Origin of the sequence: Allobosea sp., from assembly GCF_036675845.1 — a bacterium.
GTDB lineage: Bacteria > Pseudomonadota > Alphaproteobacteria > Rhizobiales > Beijerinckiaceae > Allobosea.
This window is the reverse complement of sequence record NZ_JAKFED010000086.1, coordinates 22,081-44,542: the sequence shown is the minus strand read 5'-3', so window position 1 is coordinate 44,542 and position 22,462 is coordinate 22,081. Positions and strand designations below refer to the sequence as shown.

Annotated in this window: 21 protein-coding genes; 8 read left to right on the top strand and 13 right to left on the bottom strand. The window is 67.7% G+C overall.

What is annotated here, in order from left to right; translation table 11 throughout:
- Positions 1 to 142: 142 nt before the first annotated feature.
- The gene (locus tag V6M56_RS09600) at positions 143 to 1,291 is read left to right on the top strand and encodes an acyl-CoA dehydrogenase family protein (RefSeq protein WP_332683189.1); all 1,149 of its coding nucleotides are present in this window, start codon (positions 143 to 145) and stop codon (positions 1,289 to 1,291) included.
- A gap of 19 nt (positions 1,292 to 1,310) precedes the next feature.
- Here V6M56_RS09600 and V6M56_RS09595 read toward each other — a convergent pair whose 3' ends face one another.
- The gene (locus V6M56_RS09595; RefSeq protein ID WP_332683187.1) at positions 1,311 to 1,790 is read right to left on the bottom strand and encodes an Lrp/AsnC family transcriptional regulator; all 480 of its coding nucleotides are present in this window, start codon (positions 1,788 to 1,790) and stop codon (positions 1,311 to 1,313) included.
- A 185-nt stretch (positions 1,791 to 1,975) separates the two neighbouring features.
- Here V6M56_RS09595 and V6M56_RS09590 point away from each other — a divergent pair, with 185 nt between their 5' ends.
- Complete coding sequence (locus tag V6M56_RS09590; RefSeq protein WP_332683185.1) at positions 1,976 to 2,497, top strand: cysteine dioxygenase; 522 nt, start codon at positions 1,976 to 1,978, stop codon at positions 2,495 to 2,497.
- Positions 2,498 to 2,853: 356 nt separating this feature from the next.
- Here the strand turns inward: V6M56_RS09590 and V6M56_RS09585 are convergent, their stop codons facing one another.
- A complete protein-coding gene (locus V6M56_RS09585; RefSeq protein ID WP_332683184.1) occupies positions 2,854 to 3,543 on the bottom strand; it encodes a nitroreductase in 690 nt (229 codons plus the stop codon).
- On the bottom strand, positions 3,540 to 5,255 hold the full coding sequence (locus tag V6M56_RS09580) for a lysine--tRNA ligase (RefSeq protein WP_332683182.1): 1,716 nt from the start codon (positions 5,253 to 5,255) through the stop codon (positions 3,540 to 3,542). The genes V6M56_RS09585 and V6M56_RS09580 overlap by 4 nt, the downstream gene beginning before the upstream one ends.
- 164 nt (positions 5,256 to 5,419) lie before the next feature.
- On the opposite strand from V6M56_RS09580, the gene V6M56_RS09575 reads away from it, so the two are divergent.
- The gene (locus V6M56_RS09575; RefSeq protein WP_332683180.1) at positions 5,420 to 6,604 is read left to right on the top strand and encodes an amidohydrolase; all 1,185 of its coding nucleotides are present in this window, start codon (positions 5,420 to 5,422) and stop codon (positions 6,602 to 6,604) included.
- On the opposite strand, the gene V6M56_RS09570 is transcribed toward V6M56_RS09575, so the two are convergent.
- The 9 genes from V6M56_RS09570 to uxaC all read right to left on the bottom strand — a co-directional run bounded on the left by V6M56_RS09570 (position 6,598) and on the right by uxaC (position 15,768).
- Positions 6,598 to 7,458, bottom strand: a complete 861-nt coding sequence (locus tag V6M56_RS09570) for a transporter substrate-binding domain-containing protein (RefSeq protein ID WP_332683178.1) — start codon at positions 7,456 to 7,458, stop codon at positions 6,598 to 6,600. The two genes, V6M56_RS09575 and V6M56_RS09570, sit on opposite strands and share 7 nt — an antisense overlap.
- Positions 7,459 to 7,621: 163 nt before the next feature.
- On the bottom strand, positions 7,622 to 9,091 hold the full coding sequence (locus V6M56_RS09565) for a mannitol dehydrogenase family protein (protein WP_332683177.1): 1,470 nt from the start codon (positions 9,089 to 9,091) through the stop codon (positions 7,622 to 7,624).
- A complete protein-coding gene (locus tag V6M56_RS09560) occupies positions 9,088 to 10,368 on the bottom strand; it encodes a TRAP transporter large permease (protein WP_332683176.1) in 1,281 nt (426 codons plus the stop codon). The genes V6M56_RS09565 and V6M56_RS09560 overlap by 4 nt, the downstream gene beginning before the upstream one ends.
- A 3-nt stretch (positions 10,369 to 10,371) precedes the next feature.
- Positions 10,372 to 10,905, bottom strand: coding sequence for a TRAP transporter small permease (locus V6M56_RS09555; protein ID WP_332683175.1), 534 nt, complete (start codon positions 10,903 to 10,905; stop codon positions 10,372 to 10,374).
- A 154-nt stretch (positions 10,906 to 11,059) separates the two neighbouring features.
- Positions 11,060 to 12,043 carry a TRAP transporter substrate-binding protein gene (locus tag V6M56_RS09550; RefSeq protein WP_442881119.1) on the bottom strand — a complete coding sequence of 328 codons (984 nt, stop codon included), beginning with the start codon at positions 12,041 to 12,043 and terminating at the stop codon, positions 11,060 to 11,062.
- 91 nt (positions 12,044 to 12,134) lie between these two features.
- Positions 12,135 to 12,476: a cupin domain-containing protein gene (locus tag V6M56_RS09545; protein WP_332683173.1), complete on the bottom strand. Its 342-nt coding sequence runs from the start codon at positions 12,474 to 12,476 to the stop codon at positions 12,135 to 12,137.
- Between the two features lie 121 nt (positions 12,477 to 12,597).
- Entirely contained in the window at positions 12,598 to 13,362 is a 765-nt protein-coding gene (gene kduD / locus V6M56_RS09540; protein WP_332683171.1) for a 2-dehydro-3-deoxy-D-gluconate 5-dehydrogenase KduD, read from the bottom strand.
- Entirely contained in the window at positions 13,362 to 14,201 is an 840-nt protein-coding gene (kduI, locus tag V6M56_RS09535) for a 5-dehydro-4-deoxy-D-glucuronate isomerase (protein ID WP_332683170.1), read from the bottom strand. The genes kduD and kduI overlap by 1 nt, the downstream gene beginning before the upstream one ends.
- 136 nt (positions 14,202 to 14,337) lie before the next feature.
- Entirely contained in the window at positions 14,338 to 15,768 is a 1,431-nt protein-coding gene (gene uxaC, locus V6M56_RS09530; RefSeq protein ID WP_332683168.1) for a glucuronate isomerase, read from the bottom strand.
- 124 nt (positions 15,769 to 15,892) lie between these two features.
- Between uxaC and V6M56_RS09525 the strand changes: the two genes are divergently transcribed.
- From V6M56_RS09525 to V6M56_RS09515, 3 genes are all read left to right on the top strand, one after another.
- Complete coding sequence (locus tag V6M56_RS09525) at positions 15,893 to 16,672, top strand: GntR family transcriptional regulator (RefSeq protein ID WP_332683167.1); 780 nt, start codon at positions 15,893 to 15,895, stop codon at positions 16,670 to 16,672.
- 314 nt (positions 16,673 to 16,986) lie between these two features.
- Positions 16,987 to 18,477 (top strand): ABC transporter substrate-binding protein, encoded by a 1,491-nt coding sequence (locus tag V6M56_RS09520; protein ID WP_442881118.1) that lies wholly within the window; start codon positions 16,987 to 16,989, stop codon positions 18,475 to 18,477.
- 282 nt (positions 18,478 to 18,759) lie between these two features.
- Positions 18,760 to 19,707, top strand: coding sequence for an ABC transporter permease (locus V6M56_RS09515; protein ID WP_332683165.1), 948 nt, complete (start codon positions 18,760 to 18,762; stop codon positions 19,705 to 19,707).
- A 31-nt stretch (positions 19,708 to 19,738) separates the two neighbouring features.
- On the opposite strand, the gene V6M56_RS09510 is transcribed toward V6M56_RS09515, so the two are convergent.
- Positions 19,739 to 20,050 carry a type II toxin-antitoxin system HicB family antitoxin gene (locus V6M56_RS09510; protein WP_332683162.1) on the bottom strand — a complete coding sequence of 104 codons (312 nt, stop codon included), beginning with the start codon at positions 20,048 to 20,050 and terminating at the stop codon, positions 19,739 to 19,741.
- A 110-nt stretch (positions 20,051 to 20,160) separates the two neighbouring features.
- Here V6M56_RS09510 and V6M56_RS09505 point away from each other — a divergent pair, with 110 nt between their 5' ends.
- Together V6M56_RS09505 and V6M56_RS09500 are read left to right on the top strand one after the other, a co-directional pair.
- Positions 20,161 to 21,024: an ABC transporter permease gene (locus tag V6M56_RS09505; protein WP_332683161.1), complete on the top strand. Its 864-nt coding sequence runs from the start codon at positions 20,161 to 20,163 to the stop codon at positions 21,022 to 21,024.
- 40 nt (positions 21,025 to 21,064) lie between these two features.
- Positions 21,065 to 22,456 (top strand): amidase, encoded by a 1,392-nt coding sequence (locus V6M56_RS09500; RefSeq protein ID WP_332683159.1) that lies wholly within the window; start codon positions 21,065 to 21,067, stop codon positions 22,454 to 22,456.
- Positions 22,457 to 22,462: the final 6 nt, after the last annotated feature.

Sequence of the window (22,462 nt, the reverse complement as noted above, 5' to 3'; positions counted from 1 at the left end):
CCACGGTCATCCCGGGCTTGACCCGGGATCCATCCTAGAGCTCCAGCGCCCTACGATGGATCCCGGAGCTACGCGGCTTTGCCGCTTGTCCGGGATGACGTCGCGGGTGGGATGGCTGCACTGCGAACCAATGAGGCGCACCATGGATTTCGACCTCTCCACCGAACAGTCGCAACTCAAGGACGGCATCGAGCGGCTGATTTCGGCGAACTATCCCTCTCTCGAAGTGCGTCAGAAGCTGGCCAAGGAGCCGCTCGGCTTCGGCGAGAAGAGCTGGGCGCAATTCGCCGAGATGGGCCTTATCGGCATCCCGTTCAGCGAGGCGGAGGGCGGCTTCGGCGGCGGGCCGGTCGAGACGCTGGTGGTGATGGAAGCGCTCGGCAAGGGCCTGGCGCTGGAGCCCTATCTCGCGACCGTGGTGCTGGGCGGCGGCGCGGTCCGGCTCGCCGGCTCGGCCGCTCAGAAGCAGCGGATCATTCCGGCGATCGTCGGCGGCTCGCTGCGCCTGGCGCTGGCGCAGACCGAGAAGCAGGCGCGCTACGATCTCAACGACGTCGCCATGACGGCGCGCAAGGCCGACGGCGGCTATGTGCTCGATGGCGCCAAGAGCGTCGCGCTCAATGGCGACAGTGCCCAGCTTCTCGTCGTCAGTGCCCGGACCTCCGGCGCGCGCCGCGATGCCGACGGGATCAGCCTCTTCCTGGTGCCGGCCGATGCGCCGGGCGTGCGGATCACCGGCTATCCGACGCAGGATGGCGGGCGCGCCGCCGAGATCGCGTTCACCGAGGTCAGGGTCGCGGAGGCCGACCTGTTGGGCGAGCCCGGCAAGGGCCTGCTGGTGCTGCAGCGGCTCTCGGAATACGCCATCGCGGCGCTTGCCGCCGAGGCGGTGGGGACGATGGTGGCGCTGCACGCGCTGACCGTCGAATACCTCAAGACCCGCAGCCAGTTCGGCGCGCCGATCGGCAATTTCCAGGTGCTGCAGCACCGCGCCGTCGACATGCTGATCGCGCTCGAGCAGGCGCGCTCGATGGCGTTCTATGCGGCGATGATGGTCGAGGCCGAGGACGCTTCAGAGCGGGCGGCGGCGCTGTCGGCGGTCAAGGTGCAGGTCAACCGGTCGTGCCGGCTGGTCGGCCAGGAGGCGGTGCAGCTCCATGGCGGCATCGGCATGACCATGGAGTATATCGGCGCCCATTATTTCAAGCGCCTGACCATGATCGAGAGCCTGTTCGGCGATACAGCCCATCATCTGCGGCGCGTGGCGGCGGGGGATGGGCTGGCGGCCTGAGCGTTTCTCGAGCCCGCCGCTACCGCCCCTCGGCGGCGAAGCCGAGCGGGATCGCCGTGGTCGATTTGAGCTCCTCCATGGCGAACATCGAGGTGACGTCGCTGAGGTCGATGCGCGAGATCAGCTTCTTGTAGAGCACATCATAGGCGGCGATGTCCGAGACATAGGCCTTGAGCAGATAGTCGATGTCGCCGCTCATCCGGTAGAAATCGACGATCTCGGGCAGGTCGTGCACCGCGGCATGGAAGCGCTCCAGCCATTCCATCGAATGGCGCGACGTCTTCACGGCGATGAAGACGGTGACGCCCGCCTTGAGCTTGTTGCGATCGAGCAGCGCGACCCGCCGCTGGATGTAGCCTTCCGCCTCGAGCTTCTGGATGCGCCGCCAGCAGGGCGTCGACGAAAGCCCCACCGCCTCGGCGAGCTCCGCCAGGGGCGTGCTCGCATCCTCTTGCAGCAGCGCGAGGATGCGCAGATCGAAGGTGTCGAGCTTGACCAAAGCGCCTCACATCGGCTGAGAACGAAACGTCAATTGGGTGCATTTTCCTGAAATTGAATGCTCAATTCAAGATAAATATTGGTATCAGGTTCCAATTTATACCGATATCGGCTCGATATAGCAAATTATTCCCCGCATGCCCGGACTATGATGCCAGGCGTTGGATGCGATAGGGAGATGCGAGCATGCAGGGTTTTCTCAGCGAGGAGCGACGCGGGGCCGTGCTGCGCGATCTGCGAACCCATGAGGGTACCTGCTCGCGCGATTATCTTGCGGCGGCGCGCGGCGTGCTGCGCGAGCTCGTTGCCATCCCCGATCTGATCCAGCGCCTGCCGCTGCTGCGCAAGCCCGGCAGCTATACCCGCAACCTGCTGGCCGGAAACGACGTCGTCAGCGTCTGGGCGATGGTCTGGGGGGAGGGCGCCACGACCTCGATCCACGATCATCACTGCTCGTGCTGCTTCGGCGTCGTCTCGGGCACGGTGTCGGAAACCTGGTATCGGGCCGTCGATGCGAGCCGCGCCGTGCCGACCGAGGAGCAGGATCGCCAGGCGGGCTATGTCGCCTGCATGCTGCCGACGGGCCCGAACATCCACCGCATGCAGAATCGCAGGCCAGGCGAGGCGATCTCGATCCACATCTATGGCTACGATCACGAGGTCCACGGCTCCTCGGTCGAAACCGAATACACGGCGGTTGCGGGCTGAAGCACTGCAGCCGGCGTCGTTCCGAGTGGGGGCTGCCGGAGCTCTGAACGCCGACCTCTCCGTCATGGTCGGCCTGTGCCGGCCATCCACGTCTTCGCCCGTCGCGTGCGGTGTTCAAGACGTGGATGCTCGCCATAAGGCGAGCATGACGGGCTGGTAGCGGCGCGGTCCTGGTTCGATGGACACGTCGCGGCTAGAGCATGCTTTTACTCGGAACCGCCGCCGTCATCCTGGACAAGCCGCGAAGCGGCGCAGCTCCGGGATCCATCGTAGGGCGCCGAGCCTTATGATGGATCCCGGGCCGAGCTTCGCTCGCCCAGGATGACGGCAGTGTTTCCGAGGGAAAACAACAGACTCTAATCCAGCCAGTTCGCGAAATTCTCGACCCGCTCGCGCTCCGGCACCAGCCGGTTCTGCGGGGCGGCGGGGTCAGCTTGGCCGAGCGCGATGCCGCAGACCACGACCTCGCTCTCCGGGATCGCGAGCTCGCGCCGCACCACCGGGTGAAAGCGCGCGAAGATCGCCTGCGGGCAGGAGTCGAGGCCGTGGGCCTGGGCGGCGATCAGGAAGGTCTGCACGAACATGCCGAGATCGAGCCAGGAGCCGATCTCGAGGTCGCGGTCGATCGTCACCATCATCGCCACCGGCGCGCCGAAGAAGCGCAGATTGGCTTCAGTCTGGCGCTTCATCCCGGCATGGTCGCCCCTGACCACGCCGAGCAGGCCGTAAAGGTCCCAGCCGAGCTTGCGGCGGCGCGAGAGATAGGGCTCGCGAAAGGTCTGCGGGTAATAGCGGTATTCCTCCTCGATCGGCAGATCGGGGGAATCGAGCGCCGCGATCAGCCCCTGCTCCAGCCGGGAGCGCGCCTGCGGCCCGAGCACGCGCACGCGCCAGGGCTGCATGTTGGTGCCGCTCGGCGCCTGCGCCGCCAGTTCGAGCAGACGGCGGACGAGGGCGGGATCGACCGGGTCCGGCAGGAAGGCGCGCACGGCGCGGCGCCGCTCGATGGCGCGCTCGACGGCCTCCTCGGCCCCGGCTCCGCTCATGCGCTTGCCTTGCGCGCGGCGACGAAGCCCTCATGCTCGCTGAGCAGCTCGCCGGCGAGCGCCTTGGCGATCAGCTTGCGGGTGTTCTCCAGCCCGTAGATCGCCGCGAAGGAGCCGAAGCGCGGGCCCTGCTCCTCGCCGAACAGCACCTGGTAGATCGCCTTCCACCATTCGCCGGTGACCGCCGGCCGTTCGGGCGTGGCGCTCTTGGCCTGGAAGTTCTGGTAGCGCGGCACGGCGCGGGCGATGTCGAGGGCGGCGTCCTGTACCGTTTCCGCCGAAGCGTCGGCCGGCAGGGCCGCCAGCGCATCGGCGAGGGCGGTGAAGGCCTCGCGCTCGGTTTCGTCCGCGAGGCGGTAATGCTTTGCCGGCTTCACGAAGTCGCGGAAATAGGCGATCGCATAGCCGACAAGCGCATCGAGGCGCGGATGGGTCTGCGCCGAGACATCGGGCGCGTAGCGCTGCAGGAAGGCCCAGAGCACGGCCTTGTCCTCGGAATTGGCGACGGCGACGAGGTTGAGCAGCAGGCCGAAGGTGATCTGCGCCCGGTTCGCGTTCTCGCCTGTGCCGCCCTGAGCGACCAGCTCCGGTGCGGGAGGATTGCCGGCATGGATGTGCCAGGCCGGGTTGCCGAGCCGGTTCTTCCAGTCCTGGCGCTCATAGCCGCCGAGGAACTGCAGGTATTCGTCGACGGCACGCGGGATCACGTCGAAATGCAGCTTCTTGGCCTCGCGCGGCCGCGAATACATGAACAGCGCCAGGCTCTCGGGCGAGCCGTAATCGAGCCATTCCTCGATGGTCAGGCCATTGCCCTTCGACTTCGAGATCTTCTGGCCCTGCTCGTCGAGGAAGAGTTCGTAGTTGAAGCCCTCCGGCGGCGTGCCGTCGAGGGCGCGGGCGATCTGCGAGGAGACCTTGACCGAGTCGATCAGGTCCTTGCCGGCCATCTCGTAGTCGACGCCGAGCGCGACCCAGCGCATCGCCCAGTCCGGCTTCCATTGCAGCTTGGCATGGCCGCCGGTGACCGGCGTGGTGAAGCGCTCGCCCGTATCGGGATCGGACCAGGTGATGGTACCGGCCGCGACGTCGCTGGCCTCGATCGGCACCTGCATGACGATCCGGGTCTTCGGATGGATCGGCAGGAAGGGCGAATAGGTCGCGGCCCGCTCCTCACGCAGCGTCGCCAGCATGATCTTCATCACCTGGTCGAAGCGGGCCAGCGTCTTCAGCAGCGTCGCGTCGAACTCGCCGGCCCGATAGGCGTCGGTCGAGGACTTGAACTCGTAGTCGAAGCCGAACTGGTCGAGGAAGGCGCAGAGCCGCGCATTGTTGTGGCGGCCGAAGGAGTCATGCGTGCCGAAAGGGTCGGGTACCTCGGTCAGCGGCTGGCCGAGATGGCGCGCCAGCAATTCCTTGTTCGGGACGTTGTCCGGCACCTTGCGCAGGCCGTCGAGATCGTCCGAGAAGGCGATCAATCTGGTCGGGATGGCGCCGTCGGTCAGGACCTGAAAGGCGTGGCGGACCATCGAGGTGCGCGCGACCTCGCCGAAGGTGCCGATATGCGGCAGGCCCGAGGGACCGTAGCCGGTCTCGAAGACCGCTTCCTGCTTGCCCGATTTCTGCAGCCGCGCGACGAGCTTCTTCGCCTCCTCGAACGGCCAGGCGGCCGAGACGCGGGCGGCTTCGATCAGCGCGGGTTCGAAAGCGGACATTTGGGCCGAGGTCCTCGCAAGTGCAGCAGGAAAGCGGGCGGTTTCGCAGATATGCGTGGGGGGCGTCAATGCGTGTCGCGCGTCGGTGGCCGTCGCCAGCGCGCCTTGCCGGAGCATGGGACGGGTATAGGCTGCGCTCCGCCTCTGCCTGAAAGGACGCTGCGTTGGACCGCGATCTGCACGACAAACTCACCGCCTGGCGCCGGCATCTGCACGCCCATCCGGAACTGTCGCTGCACGAGCAGGAGACCAGCGCCTTCATCCAGGAAAAGCTCGCGGAACTCGGCGTGCCCTTCGCCGCCAATATCGGCGGCCATGGCGTCGTCGCGACGCTGAGGCGCGGCGCCTCCGACCGCAGCGTCGGCCTGCGTGCCGATATGGACGCCCTGCCGATCCACGAGGCCAATGACCTGCCCTATGCCTCGCAGACCGCCAAGGTGATGCATGCCTGCGGGCATGATGGCCATACCGTGTCGCTGCTCGGCGCGGCGGCGCTGCTGCTGCGCGACGACAGCTGGAGCGGCACCGTGCAGCTGCTGTTCCAGCCCTCGGAGGAGAATGGCGCCGGCGCCAGGGCGATGATCGCCGACGGGCTGTTCGAGCGTTTTCCGATGGAGCGCGTCTTCGGCTTCCACAACTGGCCGGGGCTCGAGGCCGGCACGGTGCAGGTGCATCGCGGGCCGGTGATGTCCGACCCCGGCAAGTTCGAGATCACGCTGCGCGGCAGCGCCGGCCATGCGGCCAAGCCCGACCTGACCCGCGACCCGATCGTCGCGGCCGGCCATCTGATCGTCGCGCTGCAGACCATCGTCGCCCGCAATGTCGAGCCGATCGACAGCGCCGTGGTTACGATCGGTGCCGTCAATGGCGGCACGGTGCACAACCAGATCCCGGACAGCGTCAAGCTGATCGGCACCTTCCGAACCTACCGCCTGCCGGTGCGCGAGCGCGTGATGGCGAGGATCAGGCAGATCAGCGAAGGCATCGCCGAGACCTTCGAGATGCGGGCCGAGGTGCTGCTCACCGCGATGGGCGCGCCGACCGTCAACACCGAGATCGAGGAGGAACTCGCGGTCGCGGCGGCGAAGAGCGCCGGGCTTGCCGTCAGGCGCGACCTGCCGCCGAGCACGGCGTCCGAGGATTTCCCGATGCTGACGCAGGACCGGCCCGGCGCCTATGTCTGGATCGGCAACGGCCCGGTGAAGGACGGCGGCGAGCTGCATAACGAGCGCTATAATTTCAACGACGCGATCCTGCCGGCGACGGCGGGCTGGATGGCGGCGGTGGCGCGCCAGGCGCTGCAGGGCGAGCTGAGCAATGCCTCGGCCACAGTCGGCGCCGATCAGTAAGGGCTCACCGGGAAGAAGCGGATGAACAGCCGCGCATAGGTGCCGTCATCCCAGAGCGCCTGCAGGGCGTAGTCGATGGCGCGTTTCAAGGCGAGTTCGTCCTTGCGCAAGAGGAAGCCGACGCCCTCGCCGAAATACCGCGATTCCAGATAGGGGCCGCCGGCGAAGGCGAGCTCGCCGCCGTCGCGGCCGGCCAGCGCCAAGGCCAGGGAGAAGCCGTCGCCGAAGACGTATTCGGCGTCGCCGCTGCGCAGCAGGGTCAGCGCCGCCAGCATGTCTGCGACCTCGCGGCGCTGGACGAAGGGGGCGAGGCGCTCGAGGAAGGCCTGGTGCGCCGTGCCGGCGACGACGGCGACGCGCTTGCCCTGGAGGCCGAGCAGATCGAGATCCGCCCGTGCATTGCCGCGGGTCGTGACGAAGCGGGCCGGTGAGCGATAATAGGGATGGCTCGCGGCGAAGCGCTCGCGCAATTCGCGCGTCACCGGGATCGCCGCGGCGAGCACGTCGCCGCGCCCTTCCGCGAGCGAGTCGAGCAGGGTGTCGAAGCGGCGCGCCTGCACGGTGCAGGTCAGGCTGAGCTTCTCGCAGACCGCGCGGGCGAGCTCGACCGAGAAGCCGGTGACGCCGCCTTCGGGCGTGGCGAAATGCATCGGCGGGAAATCGTCGTCGGTGAGGAAGCGGATCACCCGCGGCGGCCCGGGATCGGGACGTTCGAGCCGGACGTTCGGATCCCAGAAATTCGGCACGACATAGGCCGAGGCCGGCTGCGCCTGGGCCTTTGCTCCAACCGAGGGCTGGAGCAGCAGGACGGCGAGGGCGCTCGTGGCCAAGGCTTTCGCGAAGCGGGCGATCATGCTGGCATCTGGCGCCAGTGGATGGCGAGGATCAAGGGGGACCACACGCGTCATTCTCGGGCGGAGCGAAGCGCAGACCCGAGAATCTCCTGACGAGAAGGCGCCGATTGGGTCCTTCTCCGGCCTGAGATACTCGGGTCAAGCCCGAGCATGACGGGTGTCCTCACCCCAGCGCCGCAGCCGTCGCCTTCGCGCCCTTCTGGAACAGATTGTCGAGATGGCCGGCCACCAGCCCGGTGAAGCGCTCCTCGCGCGGCAGGTCGTCGCCGAAGACCGCGGCGATGCCGAACAGGGCCGCGCTCAGCGCCACGGCATCGCGGCCAAGGGCCTTGGCACGCAGTGCGAATTCGGCGGCGAGCGGGTCGCGCACGTCGATGGCGCCGCCCTTCTCGTCGAGGCCGGTGACATAGGCCATCCAGGCGGCGATGCCGAGCGCCAGATGGTCGATCGGCGCGCCGGCCTTCAGGCGTTCGCGGATGGTGCCGAGCAGGCGCTGCGGCAGCTTCTGCGAGCCGTCCATGGCGATCTGCCAGGTGCGGTGGCGGATCGCCGGGTTCTGGAAGCGGGCGAGCAGGTCGCGGGTGTAGGCCGAAAGGTCGACGCCCTGCGGCGCCGGGACGGTCGGGATGATCTCGCTCCAGAGCCCGTGCAGGAAGCGGGCGAAGACCGGATCGCCGCTCGCCGCCGCGACCGTCTCATGGCCGGCGAGATAGCCGAGATAGGCCAGGCTGGAATGGGCGCCGTTGAGCAGGCGCAGCTTCATGAACTCGAAAGGCGCCACCTCCGTCACCATCTGCGCGCCGACTTCGTGCCATCTCGGCCGGCCCATGGCGAAGACGTCCTCGACCGCCCATTGCCGGAAAGGCTCGCCGATCACCGGTGCGGCATCCTCATGGCCGAGCAGGCCGGCGACCTCGGCGATATCGGCGTCGGTCGTCGCCGGCACGATGCGGTCGACCATGGTCGAGGGGAAGGCGCCGTTCGCCTCGATCCACTGGCTGAGGCCGTCGTCGCGCAGCGCCGCGAAATCGCGGACCAGGCCGGAAAGGACATGGCCGTTGGAGGGGAGGTTGTCGCAGCACAGTGCCGTGAACGGGGCAAGGCCCGCCGCCCGGCGCGCCGCAAGGCCGGCGACGATGAGGCCGATGGCCGAGCGCGGTGCGTCCGGGTTTTCGAGATCGTGGACGATGTCGGGATGGTCGGCCTTGAGCCGTCCTGTCGCAGGATCGTGGCAATAGCCCTTCTCGGTCACGGTCAGCGAGACGATGCGGGTCTCGGGCGCGGCGAGGCAGCCGACCAGCGCCTGCGGGTTCTCCGGCGCGACGAGCACGTCGAGCACCGACCCGATGACGCGTATTTCGGGGCCCGAAGGGGCGCGCTTCAGGAAGCTGTAGAGCCCGTCCTGCGGTTTCAGCCGGTCGCGCTGGTCGGGCCTTTGCAGACTGGCGCCGATGATGCCCCAGGCGCCGAACTCGCGCTCCAGCGCGTCGTCGGTGAACTCGCAGAGATGGGCGCGGGCGAAGGCGCCTAGCCCGAGATGGACGATGCCGGGGGTGAGCGCCGCCCGGTCATAGCCCGGCTGCCGGATGGTGGCGGGGAGGGAGGCAAGCGTGGCGGAAGACAGGCGCGTCAATGGAACAGCCTCGGCAGCCAGAGGGAGATGCCGGGCACATAGGTCACCAGCAGGAGCACGGCAACCGATGCCCCGTAGAAGGGCCAGATCGTGCGCATCGATTCGCCGATCGAAATGCGGCCGATGGCGCAGGCGACGAACTGCACCGAGCCGACCGGCGGGGTGTTGAGGCCGATGCCGGCGTTGAGGATCAGGATCACGCCGAAATGGATCGGGTCGACGCCGAAGGCCTTGACCACCGGCAGGAAGATCGGCGTGCAGATGATGATCATCGGCGCCATGTCCATGAAGGTGCCGAGCACCAGCAGGATCAGGTTGATCATCAAGAGGATGATCAGCGGGTTGTCCGACACCGCCTTCATCGCCGCGATCGTCGCCTGCGGCACCTGCAGGAAGGCCATCAGCCAGCCGAAGGAGCCGGCGGCGCCGATCACTAGCAGCACCATGGCGGTGGTCCGAACCGCGCCCAATGTCGCCTCGACGAAGGCAGTCCAGGTGAGCTGGCGATAGACCAGGATGGTGACGAGGATGGCATAGACCACCGCGACGCAGGAGGATTCGGTCGCGGTGAAGACACCGGAGCGGACGCCGCCGAAGATGATGCCGATCAGCAGGATGCCGGGCAGCGCCACCACGACATAGCGCCCGACGGCGGCGAAGCCCGGAAAGGCCTCGCGCGGATAGCCGCGCTTCACCGCGACCGCCCAGGCCGCGACCATCAGCGCGCCGCACAGCATCAGGCCGGGGACGATGCCGGCGGTGAAGAGGTCGGCGATCGAGAGGTTTCCGCCGGCCGAGAGCGAGTAGATGATCATGTTGTGCGAGGGCGGGATCAGCAGCGCGATGATCGCCGCGTTCGCGGTGACGTTGACGGCATAGTCGGCGTCGTAGCCGCGCTTCTTCATCTGCGGGATCATCAGCCCGCCGACGGCGGAGGCGTCGGCCACGGCCGAGCCGGAGATGCCGCCGAAGAGCGTGCAGGTGACGACGTTGACCTGCCCCAGCCCGCCGCGGAGATGGCCGACGAGGCTCGCCGCCATCTGGATCAGCCGCTCGGCGATGCCGCCGCGGATCATCAGGTCGCCGGCATAGATGAAGAACGGGATCGCCATCATGGCGAAGGCGTTCATGCCGGAATTCATCTGCTGGAAGACGACGACCGGCGGCAGCCCCATATAGACGACCGTCGCGACCGAGGCGATGCCGAGGCAGAAGGCGACCGGTACGCCGATCAGGAGCAGCAGCGAGAAGCTGCCGAACAGGACCCAGAGTTCCATCGCTCAGACTTCCTGTTCAGAGCCGAAATGGCCGAAGCCGAGCGGGGCCTGTGTCAGGCCGGTGGCGAAGAGCAGCATCTTCTCGAGCGCGAACAGGGCGATCAGCCCGCCGCCGGCGGCGATCGGCACATAGTCCCAGCCGCGCGAGATGCCGATGATCGGCATGCGGTCGCTCCAGGTGCCGATGGCGAGCTGGCTGCCATAGACCAGCATGGCGAGGCCGAAGGCGCAGACCAGCCCTTCCCCGATCAGGGTGAGCGCCGCGCGCAATGGCGGCGGCGACATGATGAGCCCGACCTCGAAGCCGAGATGGTCGCTCTCGCGCACCCCGACGGCGGCGCCGAGCAGGATGAACCAGGACATCAGGAAGAGCGAGCCGGCCTCGACCCAGATCGGCGTGTCGTTGAGGACATAGCGGCCGAAGACCCCCCAGGCGACCATGATCGTCATCAGGACGAGGCCGGTGCCGGCCGTGACCAGCGCATAGAGGCTGAGCTTGGCGCCGAGGCGGGTGAGGGACGCGGTGATGGCGTGCATTGAGGATGTCCGGGACCGAATGAAAGTCGGCAATTCACCGTCATCGCGAGCGTAGCGAAGCAATCCAGGAGCCACAGTGCGCGAGCTTCCGGATTGCTTCGCTACGCTCGCAATGACGGGAAGGGTGCGCCGGCCGAGAGGCCGGCGCGGGAGCTCACTTCACCGCCTGGATCGCGGCGACCATTTCCTTGAGCTTCGGATCGGTGACGAACTTGTCGTAGACCGGCTTCATCGCATCGATGAAGGGCTGCTTCTCGATGCTGTTCACCTGGGCGCCGCCGGCCTTGACCTTGGCTTCCGAAGCCTTCTCGCGGGCGTCCCAGAGCTCGCGCATCTTGGCGACGGATTCCTTGGCCGCCGCCTTGATCAGCGCCTGGTCGGCAGCGTTGAACTTGTCGAAGCTCTTCTTCGACATCACCAGCACTTCCGGCGAGAGCGAGTGCTCGGTCATCGAATAGAACTTCGAGACCTCGAAATGCCGCGTCGATTCATAGGAAGGCCAGTTGTTCTCGGCGCCGTCGATGACGCCGGTCTGCAGCGCCGAATAGACCTCGCCGAAGGGCATCGGCGTGGCGTTGGCGCCGAGCGCCGAGACCAGGGCGACGAACATGTCCGACTGCTGCACGCGGATCTTCATGCCCTTCATGTCGGCGGGCGTGTTGATCGCCTTCTTGGAGTTGTAGAAGGAGCGCGAGCCGGAATCGTAGAAGGCGAGGCCGATCAGGTCGTGCTTCTCGAAGTCCTTCAGCAGATTGTCGCCTACGGCTCCGTCCATCACCTTCCGCATATGGTCGACCGAGCGGAAGATGAAGGGCAGGGACGGTATGTTGGTCGCCGGGATCAGGTTGTTGAACGGCGCCATGTTGATGCGGTTCATGTCGATGACGCCGAAGCGCGTCTGGTCGATCGTGTCCTTCTCCTGGCCGAGCTGGGCCGAGTGGAAGACGTTGATCTTGATCCGGCCCTTGGTGCGCTCGTCGAGTAGCTTGCCCATGTGGCGGACGGCCTCGACCGTCGGGTAGTCGGTCGGATGGATGTCGGTCGAGCGCAGGGTGACGTTCTGCGCCTGCGCCGAAGCGCTCATGCCGGTGATGAAGGCCGCGCCCGCAAGCGCGGCGAAATGCCGTCTCGTGATCATGATGAAAACCCTCCCGTTGAAATTCGCCGGGTTTTTCCGGTCGTTCTTGCCCGTGATGGGCGCCCTGCCGGCACCGGCCGGCGTGGCGGTGTCAGAGAAATTCCTCCCGCATCGGCGTGAAGGAATCGACGAGTTGTCCGGCCTCGACCGCGATGACGCCGTGGACGAGGTTCGCCGGCACGAAGAAGCTGTCCCCGGCCGAGAGCCGTCTGGTCTCGCCGTCGATGGTGACGTCGAAGACGCCGCTCTCGACGAAGCAGGCCTGGCGGTGCGGGTGCTGGTGCGGCTTGCCGACGGCACCTTTCTCGAAGGCGACGCGAACCACCATCAGATCGCGCCCATAGGCCATGATCTTGCGCTTGATGCCGGGGTCGGTCGGCTGCCAGGCGATCTCGGCATCGTGCTGGAAGAAGTAATTGAGACGATCCGTCATCGCGCGGTTTCCTTGGCGAAAAGGATAGGCATGCAGATGAGGCACATATCCCCTTCCCCCCGCTCGCGGTGGGGAGGGGGCAGGTCGCGGCTGGTCGCGAGGTTGGTGCGGACCGGATGCGTCATCGCGCCAGCCAGCCTCCGTCGACGGGCAGGATCGCGCCGTGGATGTAAGCCGCGGCGTCGCTCGCGAGGAACACCGCCGCGCCGCCGATATCCGAGGGCTTGCCCCAGCGCCCGGCCGGGATGCGGCCGAGGATCGCGGCATTGCGCTCGGGATCGGCGCGCAGCGCCTGCGTGTTGTTGCTTTCGACATAGCCGGGGGCGATGGCGTTCACATTGATGCCCTGGTGAGCCCATTCGCAGGCGAGCAGCCGCGTCAGCCCGGCAAGCCCGCTCTTGCTCGCCGTATAGGAGGCGACGCGGATGCCGCCCTGGAAGGAGAGCAGCGAGGCGATGTTGACGATGCGGCCGCCGCGGCCGTTGGCCAGCGCCGCCTTGGCGAAGGCCTGGGCCAGGAAGAAATTGGCCTTGAGGTTGAGGTTCATCACCTCGTCCCAGTCGTCCTCGCCGAACTCCAATGCGTCGGCGCGGCGGATGATGCCGGCATTGTTGACCAGGATGTCGAGCGGGCCGGCGAGCGCGGCCGCCTGCTCGATCACGGAGCCGGCGATGCCGTTCTGCTGGAGGTCGGCCTGGAGCGGCAGGCAGATGCCGCCGGCCTCCGCGATCAGCGCTTCCGTCTCGTCCATGCCGGAGCGGCCCGCCGCCACGACCTTCGCGCCGGCCTCGGCGAGCGCCAGCGCGATGCCCTGGCCGATGCCGGTATTGGCGCCGGTGACCAGCGCCGTGCGGCCTTCCAGCGAGAAGGGCGAGCGCGGGCTCATCAGCGCAGCACCTCCACCGGGGCGGCGTCCATGTCGGTGAATTCGACATTGTCGCCGGCCATGGCCCAGACGAAGGAATAGTTCGAGGTACCGCAACCGCAATGGATCGACCAGTTTGGCGAGATCACCGCCTGCTCGTCGGCGACCAGCAGATGGCGGGTCTGCTGCGGCTCGCCCATGAAGTGGAAGACGCGGTGGGCGGGATCGAGGTTGAAGTAGAGATAGGCCTCCATCCGCCGCGTATGGGTATGGCAGGGCATCGAGTTCCAGACCGAGCCGGGCTCGAGCGCCGTCATGCCCATGACGAGCTGGTTGGTGCCGGTCGTGTTCGGCATGATGTATTGCCGGATGGTGCGCTTGTTCGAGGTCTCGGTGGAGCCGAGATGGATGGTGTTGGCGTCTTCCTTGCGGATGAGCTGATGCTTCGCCTGGCGATGCGCCGGGGCGCTGGTCAAATAGAGCTTCGCCGGGTTGGCGGCATCGGCGCTGGCGAAGGAGACCTCCTTGGCGCCGAGGCCGACATAGAGCGCATCGAGGTTCGGCAGGTCGAAACGCTCGCCATCGACGGTTACCGAGCCTTCGCCGCCGAGATTGATGACGCCGAGCTCGCGGCGGGCCAGGAAGAAGGGCGTGCCGGTCGGCGCGAACGGGTCGAGCGTCAGCGGTTTGGCGGCCGGCGTCGCGCCGCCGACGATCATGCGGTCGTAATGGCTGTAGGTCAGCGTGACCTCGCCGGGCACGAAGATGCGCTCGATCAGGAAATCCTGGCGCAGGGTTTCGGTGTCGTAGCCCTTCACATCGCGCGGATGGGCGGCCTGGCGTTCGTCGGTGGTCTTCATAGGCGATCGGTCCAGTTGGGCTGGGCGTCGCCGCTCGTCATTGCGAGGAGCGAAGCGACGAAGCAATCCAGGGGGAGCAGGCGCGGAGCTGGATTGCTTCGCTGCGCTCGCAATGACGGTTGGGCCGACGAGCGCCTCACAGCTTGTAGGCCTCCTTGGCCAGGCGGTAGGCGAGGTCGTGGGCGACTTCCGCCGCTTCGTCCTCGTCGAGCCGGTGCTCGGCGACGAGCTTGGCGAGATAGGCGCAGTCGCAGCGGCGGGCGACGTCGTGGCGCGCGGGAATCGAGAGATAGGCGCGGGTGTCGTCGTTGAAGCCGACGGTGTTGTAGAAGCCGGCGGTCTCGGTGGTCAGCTCGCGGAAGCGCAGCATCGCTTCCGGCGCATCGAGGAACCACCAGCCCGGCCCGAGCTTCAGCGCCGGATAATGGCCGGCGAGCGGGGCGAGCTCGCGCGAATAGACCGTCTCGTCGAGGGTGAAGGCGATGACGGTGAGGGTCGGCTCGTTGCCGACCGCATCGAGCAGCGGCTTCAGGGCGGAGACGTAGTCCAGGCCGCGCGGGATATCGGAACCCATGTCGCGGCCGAAATGCTCGAACAGATGCGGGTTGTGGTTGCGGTAGGAACCCGGATGGATCTGCAGCACGAGCCCGTCATCGAGGCTCATCTTCGCCATCTCGGTCAGCATCTGGCCGCGGAATAGGTCCGCGTCCTCGACCGAGAACTTGCCCTTCAGGAGCTTGGCGAACAGCTTTTCGCACTCGGCCTGCGAGAGATTGGCGGTCCGGGCCGTGGCGTGGCCGTGGTCGGAGGAGGTCGCGCCGCGCTCGATGAAATAGGCCCGGCGCTTGCGATGGGCCTCGAGATAGCCCGACCAGCTCAGGACATCCTCGCCGGTGAGCGCGCCGAAATCGTTGAGATTGCCGCGGAAGCCCTCGAAATCGGGATCGACGACGCTGTCGGGGCGATAGGCCGTGACGACCTTGCCGCCCCAGCCCGAGTCGCGGATCATGTCGTGCCAGCGCAGGTCGTCGAGTGCGCCCTCGGTGGTCGCGATCGCCTCGATGTTGAAGCGCTCGAACAGCGCGCGGGGGCGGAACGCGTCCTGCTCCAGCTTCTCGGCGATGCGATCGTAGATCTTGTCGGCGTTGTCGGCGTTCAGGCGCTCGTTGATGCCGAAGATCGTGCTGGCGGCGTGCTCGAACCAGAGCCTTGTCGGCGTGCCGCGGAAGAGATGCCAGTGGCTGGCGAAGAGCTTCCAGATCCTGCGCGGATCGGTCTCGACATCGTCGTTCCCTTGGCCGCTTCCTTGGCCGCCATCCTTGCGGGCGATGCCGAGCTGTTCGAGCCGGATGCCCTGCGAATAGAGCATGCGGAAGATGTAGTGGTCGGGCTTGACGAAGAGGGTCGCGGGGTCGGGGAAGGGCTTGTCCTCGGCGAACCAGCGCGGGTCGGTGTGGCCATGCGGCGAGATGATCGGCAGGTCGCGGATGCCGGCATAGAGCCGGCGCGCGATGCCGCGCGTCACCGGTTCGGCAGGCAGGAGGCGGTCATCGTGCAAAAGCAGCATCGGCAGGCATTTCCTCTGATGGCCGCGACCATAGGGTCGGAGGCCGGCGCGGGTCAATATACTAATATACTAGTATGTCAAAACTGACTGTGTTAGGCCGGTATAGGCGGTGGCGCCGCGCGCCATGTCCAATTCGGGAGGCGACAATCATGGCCGGGGCGAGGCGATGTCGGAAGCCGTGACCGGCCGCGATGCCGGCGGGAGCCGGCGCGAGCGGCGGCCGCAGCGCATGGCGGCCGTGCCGGCCGGGCGCGCCACCGCGGCCGCCATGGTGCAGGACGAGCTCAGGCGCGAGATTCTCGACATGGTGCTTTCGCCCGGCGCGCCGCTCTCCGAGAAGGAGCTGACGAGCCGTTTCGGGATGAGCCGCACGCCGGTGCGCGAGGCGCTGATCCGGCTCAAGGAGGAGGGGCTGGTCGAGATCTTCCCGCAGGCCGGCACCTTCGTCGCGCGCATCCCGATGGGCGCGATCCCCGAGGCGGTGTTCATCCGCCAGGCGCTGGAATGCGCCACGGTCGAGGTGCTGGCGCGGACCGCGACGGCGCCCGATATCGCAAGGCTCGACGCGACGACCGCGCGCCTGCGCGAGGCCTTCGAACGCGGCGACCAGGAGAGCTTCCACCTGGCCGACGAGGCCTTCCATGAGGCGCTGGCCGACTGCGCCGGCTATCCCGGGGTCTGGAAGCTCGCCCAGGCGGCCAAGAGCCAGATCGACCGCTGCCGGCGCATGACCCTGCCGGTGCCGGGGCGGATGGCGATGGTGATCCGCGAGCACCGCGCGATCGCGGACGAGATCCGCCGGCACGACGCGCCGGCGGCGGAGGCGGCGATGCGCCAGCATCTCGGCACGCTCCTGCCCGACCTCGTCCATCTGCAAGCGAGCAATCCGGATTATTTCGTCTGAGCTTTTGCTCGGACTTTGCGGTTCGAGGCGCGGGGAACCCCTCTCCTGTAAGGAGAGGGGCAGTGGTGAGGTGTTCGAAGCTCAAACGTTGGCCTAACTCCGACTACGCCGTGGCCGCCCGCGGAACTGGCCCAAGGGCCTACACCTCACCCTGCCCTCTCCTTACAGGAGAGGGTTCCCCGCGCGGCCATCGTCATGGCCGGACAACCAGGCGAGGATGAATCTGCGCCCGAGCATGACGCACTCGGTCAGCCGCTCTTGCCTCCCCATCGCCTCCCGCGCCATCTTGCGCCGCGACAGCACGGAGGCGGACGATGACGACGCGACGCGATCTTCTGGCCGGAGCCGGCCTTGCCGCGCTGGCCGCGCATCTGCCTCTCGCGGCGCTCGCCCAGGCGAAGGACAGCGTCACCATCGGCATGACCCTGGAGCCGCCGACGCTGGATCCGACCTCGGGCGCCGCCCAGGCGATCCGCGAGGTAACGCTGCAGAACATCTTCGAAGGCCTGGTGGCGATGGACCGCACCGGCAAGCTCGTGCCGGCGCTGGCCGAGAGCTGGACGATCTCGGCGGACGGCCTGACCTACAGCTTCAAGCTGCGCCCCAACGCCCGCTTCCATGACGGGACGCCGTTTTCCTCGCGCGATGTGAAGTTTTCCTTCGAGCGCGCGGTCGCGCCGGATTCGACCAATGCCCAGCGCTGGATCTTCACGCCGATCGCCGGGATCGAGACGCCCGATCCGGTGACGGTCGTCATCAAGCTGAAGCAGCCGACGGCGAATTTCGTCTACGGCCTCGCCTGGGGCGACGCGGTCATCGTCTCGTCGGCGACGGCGGCGAACAACAAGACCAGTCCGGTCGGCACCGGCCCGTTCAAATTCGCACGCTGGAACCGCGGCGACCGGCTCGAATTCGAGCGCAATGGCGAATATTGGGGGGCGAAGCCGGCACTGGCCAAGGCGATCTTCCGCTTCATCGGCGATCCGCAGGCGCAGGTCGCGGCGCTGCGGGCCGGCGACATCGACGCCCACACCAATCTCTCGGCGCCGGAGGCGATCCCGCAGCTCAAGGCCGATCCCAAGCTCAAGGTCACCACGGGCAAGACCGAGGGCGAGACCATCCTCGCGATCAACAACGGCAAGGCGCCGTTCAACGATCTGCGCGTGCGCCAGGCGATCGCGCATGTGCTCGACCGCAAGACCATCGCGCTCGGCGTCTACGGCTTCGATCTCGACCTGATCGGCAGCCATTTCTCGCCGCTGCACCCGGCCTATGTCGACCTCACCGGCACCTATCCGGTCGACATCGCCAAGGCCAAGAGCCTGCTCGCGGCGGCGGGTTTCCCGAACGGCTTCTCCTGCACCTTGCGGCTGCCACCGCCGGCCTATGCGCGGCGCGGCGGCGAGATCATCGCGGCCTTGCTGGCGCAGGTCGGCATCAAGGCTTCGATCGAGCCGCTGGAGTTCCCGCAATGGCTGGAGCGGGTCTTCCGCGGCAAGGATTTCGACCTCACCGTCATCGCCCATACCGAGCCGCTCGACATCGGCAACTATGCCCGCGACGACTATTACTTCCAGTACAAGAATCCCGAGTTCAAGGCGCTGATGGCGAAGATCGACGGCACGCTCGACGAGAGCGAGCGCAACAAGCTCTATGGCGAGGCGCAGCGCATGCTGGCGCGCGACGCGGTCAACGGCTTCCTGTTCATCCTGCCGAAGCTGACGGTGACGCGGGCCGATCTCGAAGGCATGTGGACCGACTGGCCGCTGCCGCTGACGCCGCTGGCGGAGGTGCGCTGGCGCTGAGACGTTGCCAGTGGCGCAGATGGTACCCTCGTCGTCATTCCGGGGCAGGCCGCAAGGCCTGAGCCCGGAACCCATGAACACGACGCTTGCCGTCATTGCGAGGAGCAAAGCGACGAAGCAATCCAGGAGCCGTCGAGCGAGCCCTTCTGGATTGCTTTACTGTGCTCGCAATGACGGATTTGGCGCTGGCAAGCGTCTTGTTCATGGGTTCCGGGCTCGCTGCTGCGCAGCGCCCCGGAATGACGGCCAGCATCTCCGGAACCATTTCGGGGAGGCGGCGCGGTGACCGCTTACATCCTGCGTCGGCTCTTCGTGCTCGCCGCGACGCTTCTCGGCGCCGCCCTCGTCATCTTCCTGGTGCTCGAAATCCTGCCGGGCGATCCGGCCGCGGTGACGCTCGGCCTCAATGCCGCGCCGGAGGCACTTGCCGCCTTGCGGGCCGAGATGGGGCTCGACCGGCCGGCGCCGATCCGCTTCCTGTCCTGGATCGGCGGCCTGCTCACCGGCGATCTCGGCCTGTCCTACACCTATCGCGTGCCGGTGGCGCAACTGATCGGCGAGCGCATGGTGGTGACGCTGCCGCTGGCGTCGATGGCGATCCTGCTCGCGACCGGAATCGGCATCCCGCTCGGCGCCGTCGCCGCGGCCCATCACAACCGGCCGGGCGATGCCGCGGTGATGGTCTTCGCCCAGGCCGGGCTCGCCATCCCGAATTTCTGGTTCGGCCTGCTGCTGGTGCTCGTCTTCGCGGTCGGCGCCGGCTGGCTCCCGGCCGGCGGCTTCCCGGGCTGGGATGCCGGGCTGCTGCCGGCCTTCAAGGCGCTCCTCCTGCCGGCGGTCGCGCTCGCCTTGCCGCAGGCGGCGATCCTCGCCCGCGTCACCCGCGCGGCGATGCTGGAGACGCTGCAGGAGGATTTCGTCCGCACCGCCCGCGCCAAGGGAGTGAGCCGGCGCCGGACCATGCGGCGCCATGTGCTGCGCAATGCGCTGATCCCGGTCGTCACCGTCCTCGGCCTGCAGTTCTCGGTGCTGATCGCCGGCGCGATCATCATCGAGAACGTCTTCGCCCTGCCGGGACTCGGGCGCCTGGTCTTCCAGTCGATAGCCCAGCACGACCTGATCGTCGTCAAGGACCTGGTGATGCTGTTTTGCGCGCTGGTGGTGCTGGTCAATTTCCTGGTCGAGCTGCTCTATGGCGTGATCGACCCGCGCCTGCGGCAGGCGGGCTGAAGCGGTGGCGTGCGCTGCAATGCCAATGGAGTCAGGCACTTGCCGCTTCGGCGGAGCGGGGTTGGCACTGCTCGCCGCCGGCAAGCGTCACCGGCACCGTCGCGACCGCCTCGGCGAAATCCTCCGTGAGGCCGGGGTCCGCCCGCAGCGCCGCCAGCGAGCGCGGCGGCGGGATGGCAAGGCCGTCCTCGACCATGCTGGCGACGTGCAGGCGAAGCGCCTGCGTGCCGCGCTGCACGGCCTCGTCGAGAGAATCGGCGGTGCTGATGCAGCCAGGGAAATCGGGAAAGGCGATGCCGAACATGCCGGCCGCCTCGTGAACGAGCGCGATGACCTGAACCATAGCCTGAACCTCCTGTCGAAAGGACGAACGCTCAGCCCAGCACGGCCTATGACTACCGCCTCGCCGCGATGCCGGGAAGCGCGCTGGGGCCGCTGCGGGAGCCCTGCGACATGAGGTCGCCGCCCCCTGCATTGCCCGGGCGCCTGCCGCGCTGGTGGGCCGGACCATCCTTTATCGCCGGGCTGCTACTGGCCGGGATCATCGTCGCGGCGGCGCTGGTTTCCTATGTCTGGACGCCCTATGAGCCGACGCAGATGGCGATCCTGAAGCGGCTGCGGCCGCCTTCGGCCGAGCACTGGTTCGGGACCGACCAGTTCGGCCGCGACGTCTTCTCGATGATCATGGTCGGCGCCCGCAACTCGCTGGCGGTTGGCCTCGGTGCCGTCGGGCTCGGCCTCACCGTCGGCAGCGCGCTCGGCCTGCTGGCGGCGATGCGGCGCGACGGCCTCATCGACAACCTGATCATGCGCATGGCCGATTTCAGCCATGCCTTCCCGGCGGTGCTGTCGGCGATCATGATCAGCGCCGTGTTCGGGCCGGGCATGGCCAATGCGGTGATCGCCATCGCGATCTACAGCCTGCCCTATTTCGCTCGTCTGGCACGAGGCGCGGCGCTGCAATGCTGGGCGCTCGACTATGTGCTGGCGGCGCGCGCCGCCGGGCTGAAGGAGATCACCATCACCCGGGTGCACATCCTCCCCAACATCGCCGGGGTGCTCGTGGTGCAGGCGACGATCCAGTTCGCACTCGCTATCCTGGCCGAGGCCGGCCTGTCCTATCTCGGGCTCGGCACGCAGCCGCCGAACCCGTCCTGGGGCCGCATGCTCAACGAGGCGCAGACCTTCATGGCGGTACAGCCCTGGCTCGCCGTCTTCCCCGGCGCGGCGATCGCGCTCTGCGTGCTCGCCTTCAACCTGCTGGGCGACGGCCTGCGCGACGCGGTCGACCCGCGCACGCGCCGGACGCGGGGATGACCCGGCCTCTACGCCATCGAGCTTCTAGTGGAGTCTTCCGATGATCGAGTTCGCCGATCTCAGCGCCGTCGACATGCTCGAGGCCTTCCGCTCGCGCGAGCTCTCGCCGGTCGAGGTCACCGAGGCGGTGATCGAACGGATCGGGACCTGGGAACCGTCGCTGAATGCGCTCTACGCCTATGACCCGGCCGCTGCGCGCGCTGCGGCGCAGGCGAGCGAGGCGCGCTGGCGCAAGGGCGAGGCGCTGCCGCTCGACGGCGTACCCTGCACGATCAAGGAGAATGTCGCGACCAAGGGCACGCCCGTGCCGCTCGGCACGGCGGCGATGCCGCTCGCTCCGGCGCTCGGCGATGCGCCGCCGGCGCAGCGCCTGCGCGAGGCCGGCTGCGTCATCCTCGCCAAGACGACGATGCCGGATTACGGCATGCTCTCGTCGGGCCTGTCGAGCTTCCACAAGCTGACGCGCAACCCGTTCGACCTCACCAAGAACCCCGGCGGCTCCTCGGCCGGAGCGGCTGCCGCGGCGGCGGCCGGCTACGGCCCCTTGCATCTCGGCACCGATATCGGCGGCTCGATCCGGCTGCCGGCGGGCTGGTGCGGGCTCGTCGGCTTGAAGCCGAGCTTCGGCCGCGTGCCGATCGACCCGACCTATTATGGCCGCGTCGCCGGGCCGATGACGCGAACCGTCGCGGACGCCGCGCTGATGATGCGCGAACTGGCGAAGCCGGACGGGCGCGACCCGATGAGCTTGCCGCCGCAGGAGATCGACTGGCTGTCCCTCGACAGCGAGCCGCGCGGCCTGCAGATCGGGCTGCAGCTCGAGGCCGGCATCGGCCTGCCGGTCGATCCGGAGGTGCGTGCCGCCATCCTCGGCGCAGCGCAGCTGTTTCGGCGGGCCGGCGCCGAGGTCGAGACGATGGCGCCCTTCCTGACCCGCGACATGCTCGACGGGCTCGACGATTTCTGGCGCCAGCGCGCCTGGGCCGAGATCGGTGCGCTGCCGAAGGAGCGGCAGGACAAGGTGCTGCCCTATATCCTCGCCTGGGCGCAGCGCGGCCGCGGGCTTACCGGGGCGCAGGTCTATCGCGGCATGAGCCAGATGCTGACGATCCGCGAGGCGGCGCTGAAGGCAGCTGCGCCCTTCGACTTCGTGCTGTCGCCGGTCTCGCCGGTGCCGAGCTTCGCAGCCGAGCGCGCTTCGCCGCTTAACGATCCCGAACAGCCCTTCGAGCACATCGTCTTCACGGTTGCCGCCAACATGTCGGACCAGCCGGCGATCTCGGTGCATGCCGGCATGACGGCGTCCGGCCTGCCGATCGGCCTGCAGATCAGCGGCCGCCGCTTCGACGATCTCGGCGTGCTGAGGTTGGGCCGCGCCTATGAGCGCCTGCGCGGCGACGGGCCGCAATGGCCGCAGCCGCCGGTGAGATAGGCCGTT

What these genes read in the sequence shown, in the direction of transcription:
- V6M56_RS09580 (WP_332683182.1), bottom strand. Translation starts at nt 5,255, where the DNA reads ATGTCCGCTTTCGAACCCGCGCTGATCGAAGCCGCCCGCGTCTCGGCC.
- uxaC (WP_332683168.1), bottom strand. Translation starts at nt 15,768, where the DNA reads ATGCTGCTTTTGCACGATGACCGCCTCCTGCCTGCCGAACCGGTGACG.
- V6M56_RS09525 (WP_332683167.1), top strand. Translation starts at nt 15,893, where the DNA reads ATGTCCAATTCGGGAGGCGACAATCATGGCCGGGGCGAGGCGATGTCG.
- V6M56_RS09585 (WP_332683184.1), bottom strand. Translation starts at nt 3,543, where the DNA reads ATGAGCGGAGCCGGGGCCGAGGAGGCCGTCGAGCGCGCCATCGAGCGG.
- V6M56_RS09550 (WP_442881119.1), bottom strand. Translation starts at nt 12,043, where the DNA reads ATGATCACGAGACGGCATTTCGCCGCGCTTGCGGGCGCGGCCTTCATC.
- V6M56_RS09520 (WP_442881118.1), top strand. Translation starts at nt 16,987, where the DNA reads ATGACGACGCGACGCGATCTTCTGGCCGGAGCCGGCCTTGCCGCGCTG.
- V6M56_RS09500 (WP_332683159.1), top strand. Translation starts at nt 21,065, where the DNA reads ATGATCGAGTTCGCCGATCTCAGCGCCGTCGACATGCTCGAGGCCTTC.
- kduI (WP_332683170.1), bottom strand. Translation starts at nt 14,201, where the DNA reads ATGAAGACCACCGACGAACGCCAGGCCGCCCATCCGCGCGATGTGAAG.
- kduD (WP_332683171.1), bottom strand. Translation starts at nt 13,362, where the DNA reads ATGAGCCCGCGCTCGCCCTTCTCGCTGGAAGGCCGCACGGCGCTGGTC.
- V6M56_RS09590 (WP_332683185.1), top strand. Translation starts at nt 1,976, where the DNA reads ATGCAGGGTTTTCTCAGCGAGGAGCGACGCGGGGCCGTGCTGCGCGAT.
- V6M56_RS09545 (WP_332683173.1), bottom strand. Translation starts at nt 12,476, where the DNA reads ATGACGGATCGTCTCAATTACTTCTTCCAGCACGATGCCGAGATCGCC.
- V6M56_RS09570 (WP_332683178.1), bottom strand. Translation starts at nt 7,458, where the DNA reads ATGATCGCCCGCTTCGCGAAAGCCTTGGCCACGAGCGCCCTCGCCGTC.
- V6M56_RS09600 (WP_332683189.1), top strand. Translation starts at nt 143, where the DNA reads ATGGATTTCGACCTCTCCACCGAACAGTCGCAACTCAAGGACGGCATC.
- V6M56_RS09555 (WP_332683175.1), bottom strand. Translation starts at nt 10,905, where the DNA reads ATGCACGCCATCACCGCGTCCCTCACCCGCCTCGGCGCCAAGCTCAGC.
- V6M56_RS09505 (WP_332683161.1), top strand. Translation starts at nt 20,161, where the DNA reads ATGAGGTCGCCGCCCCCTGCATTGCCCGGGCGCCTGCCGCGCTGGTGG.
- V6M56_RS09560 (WP_332683176.1), bottom strand. Translation starts at nt 10,368, where the DNA reads ATGGAACTCTGGGTCCTGTTCGGCAGCTTCTCGCTGCTGCTCCTGATC.
- V6M56_RS09510 (WP_332683162.1), bottom strand. Translation starts at nt 20,050, where the DNA reads ATGGTTCAGGTCATCGCGCTCGTTCACGAGGCGGCCGGCATGTTCGGC.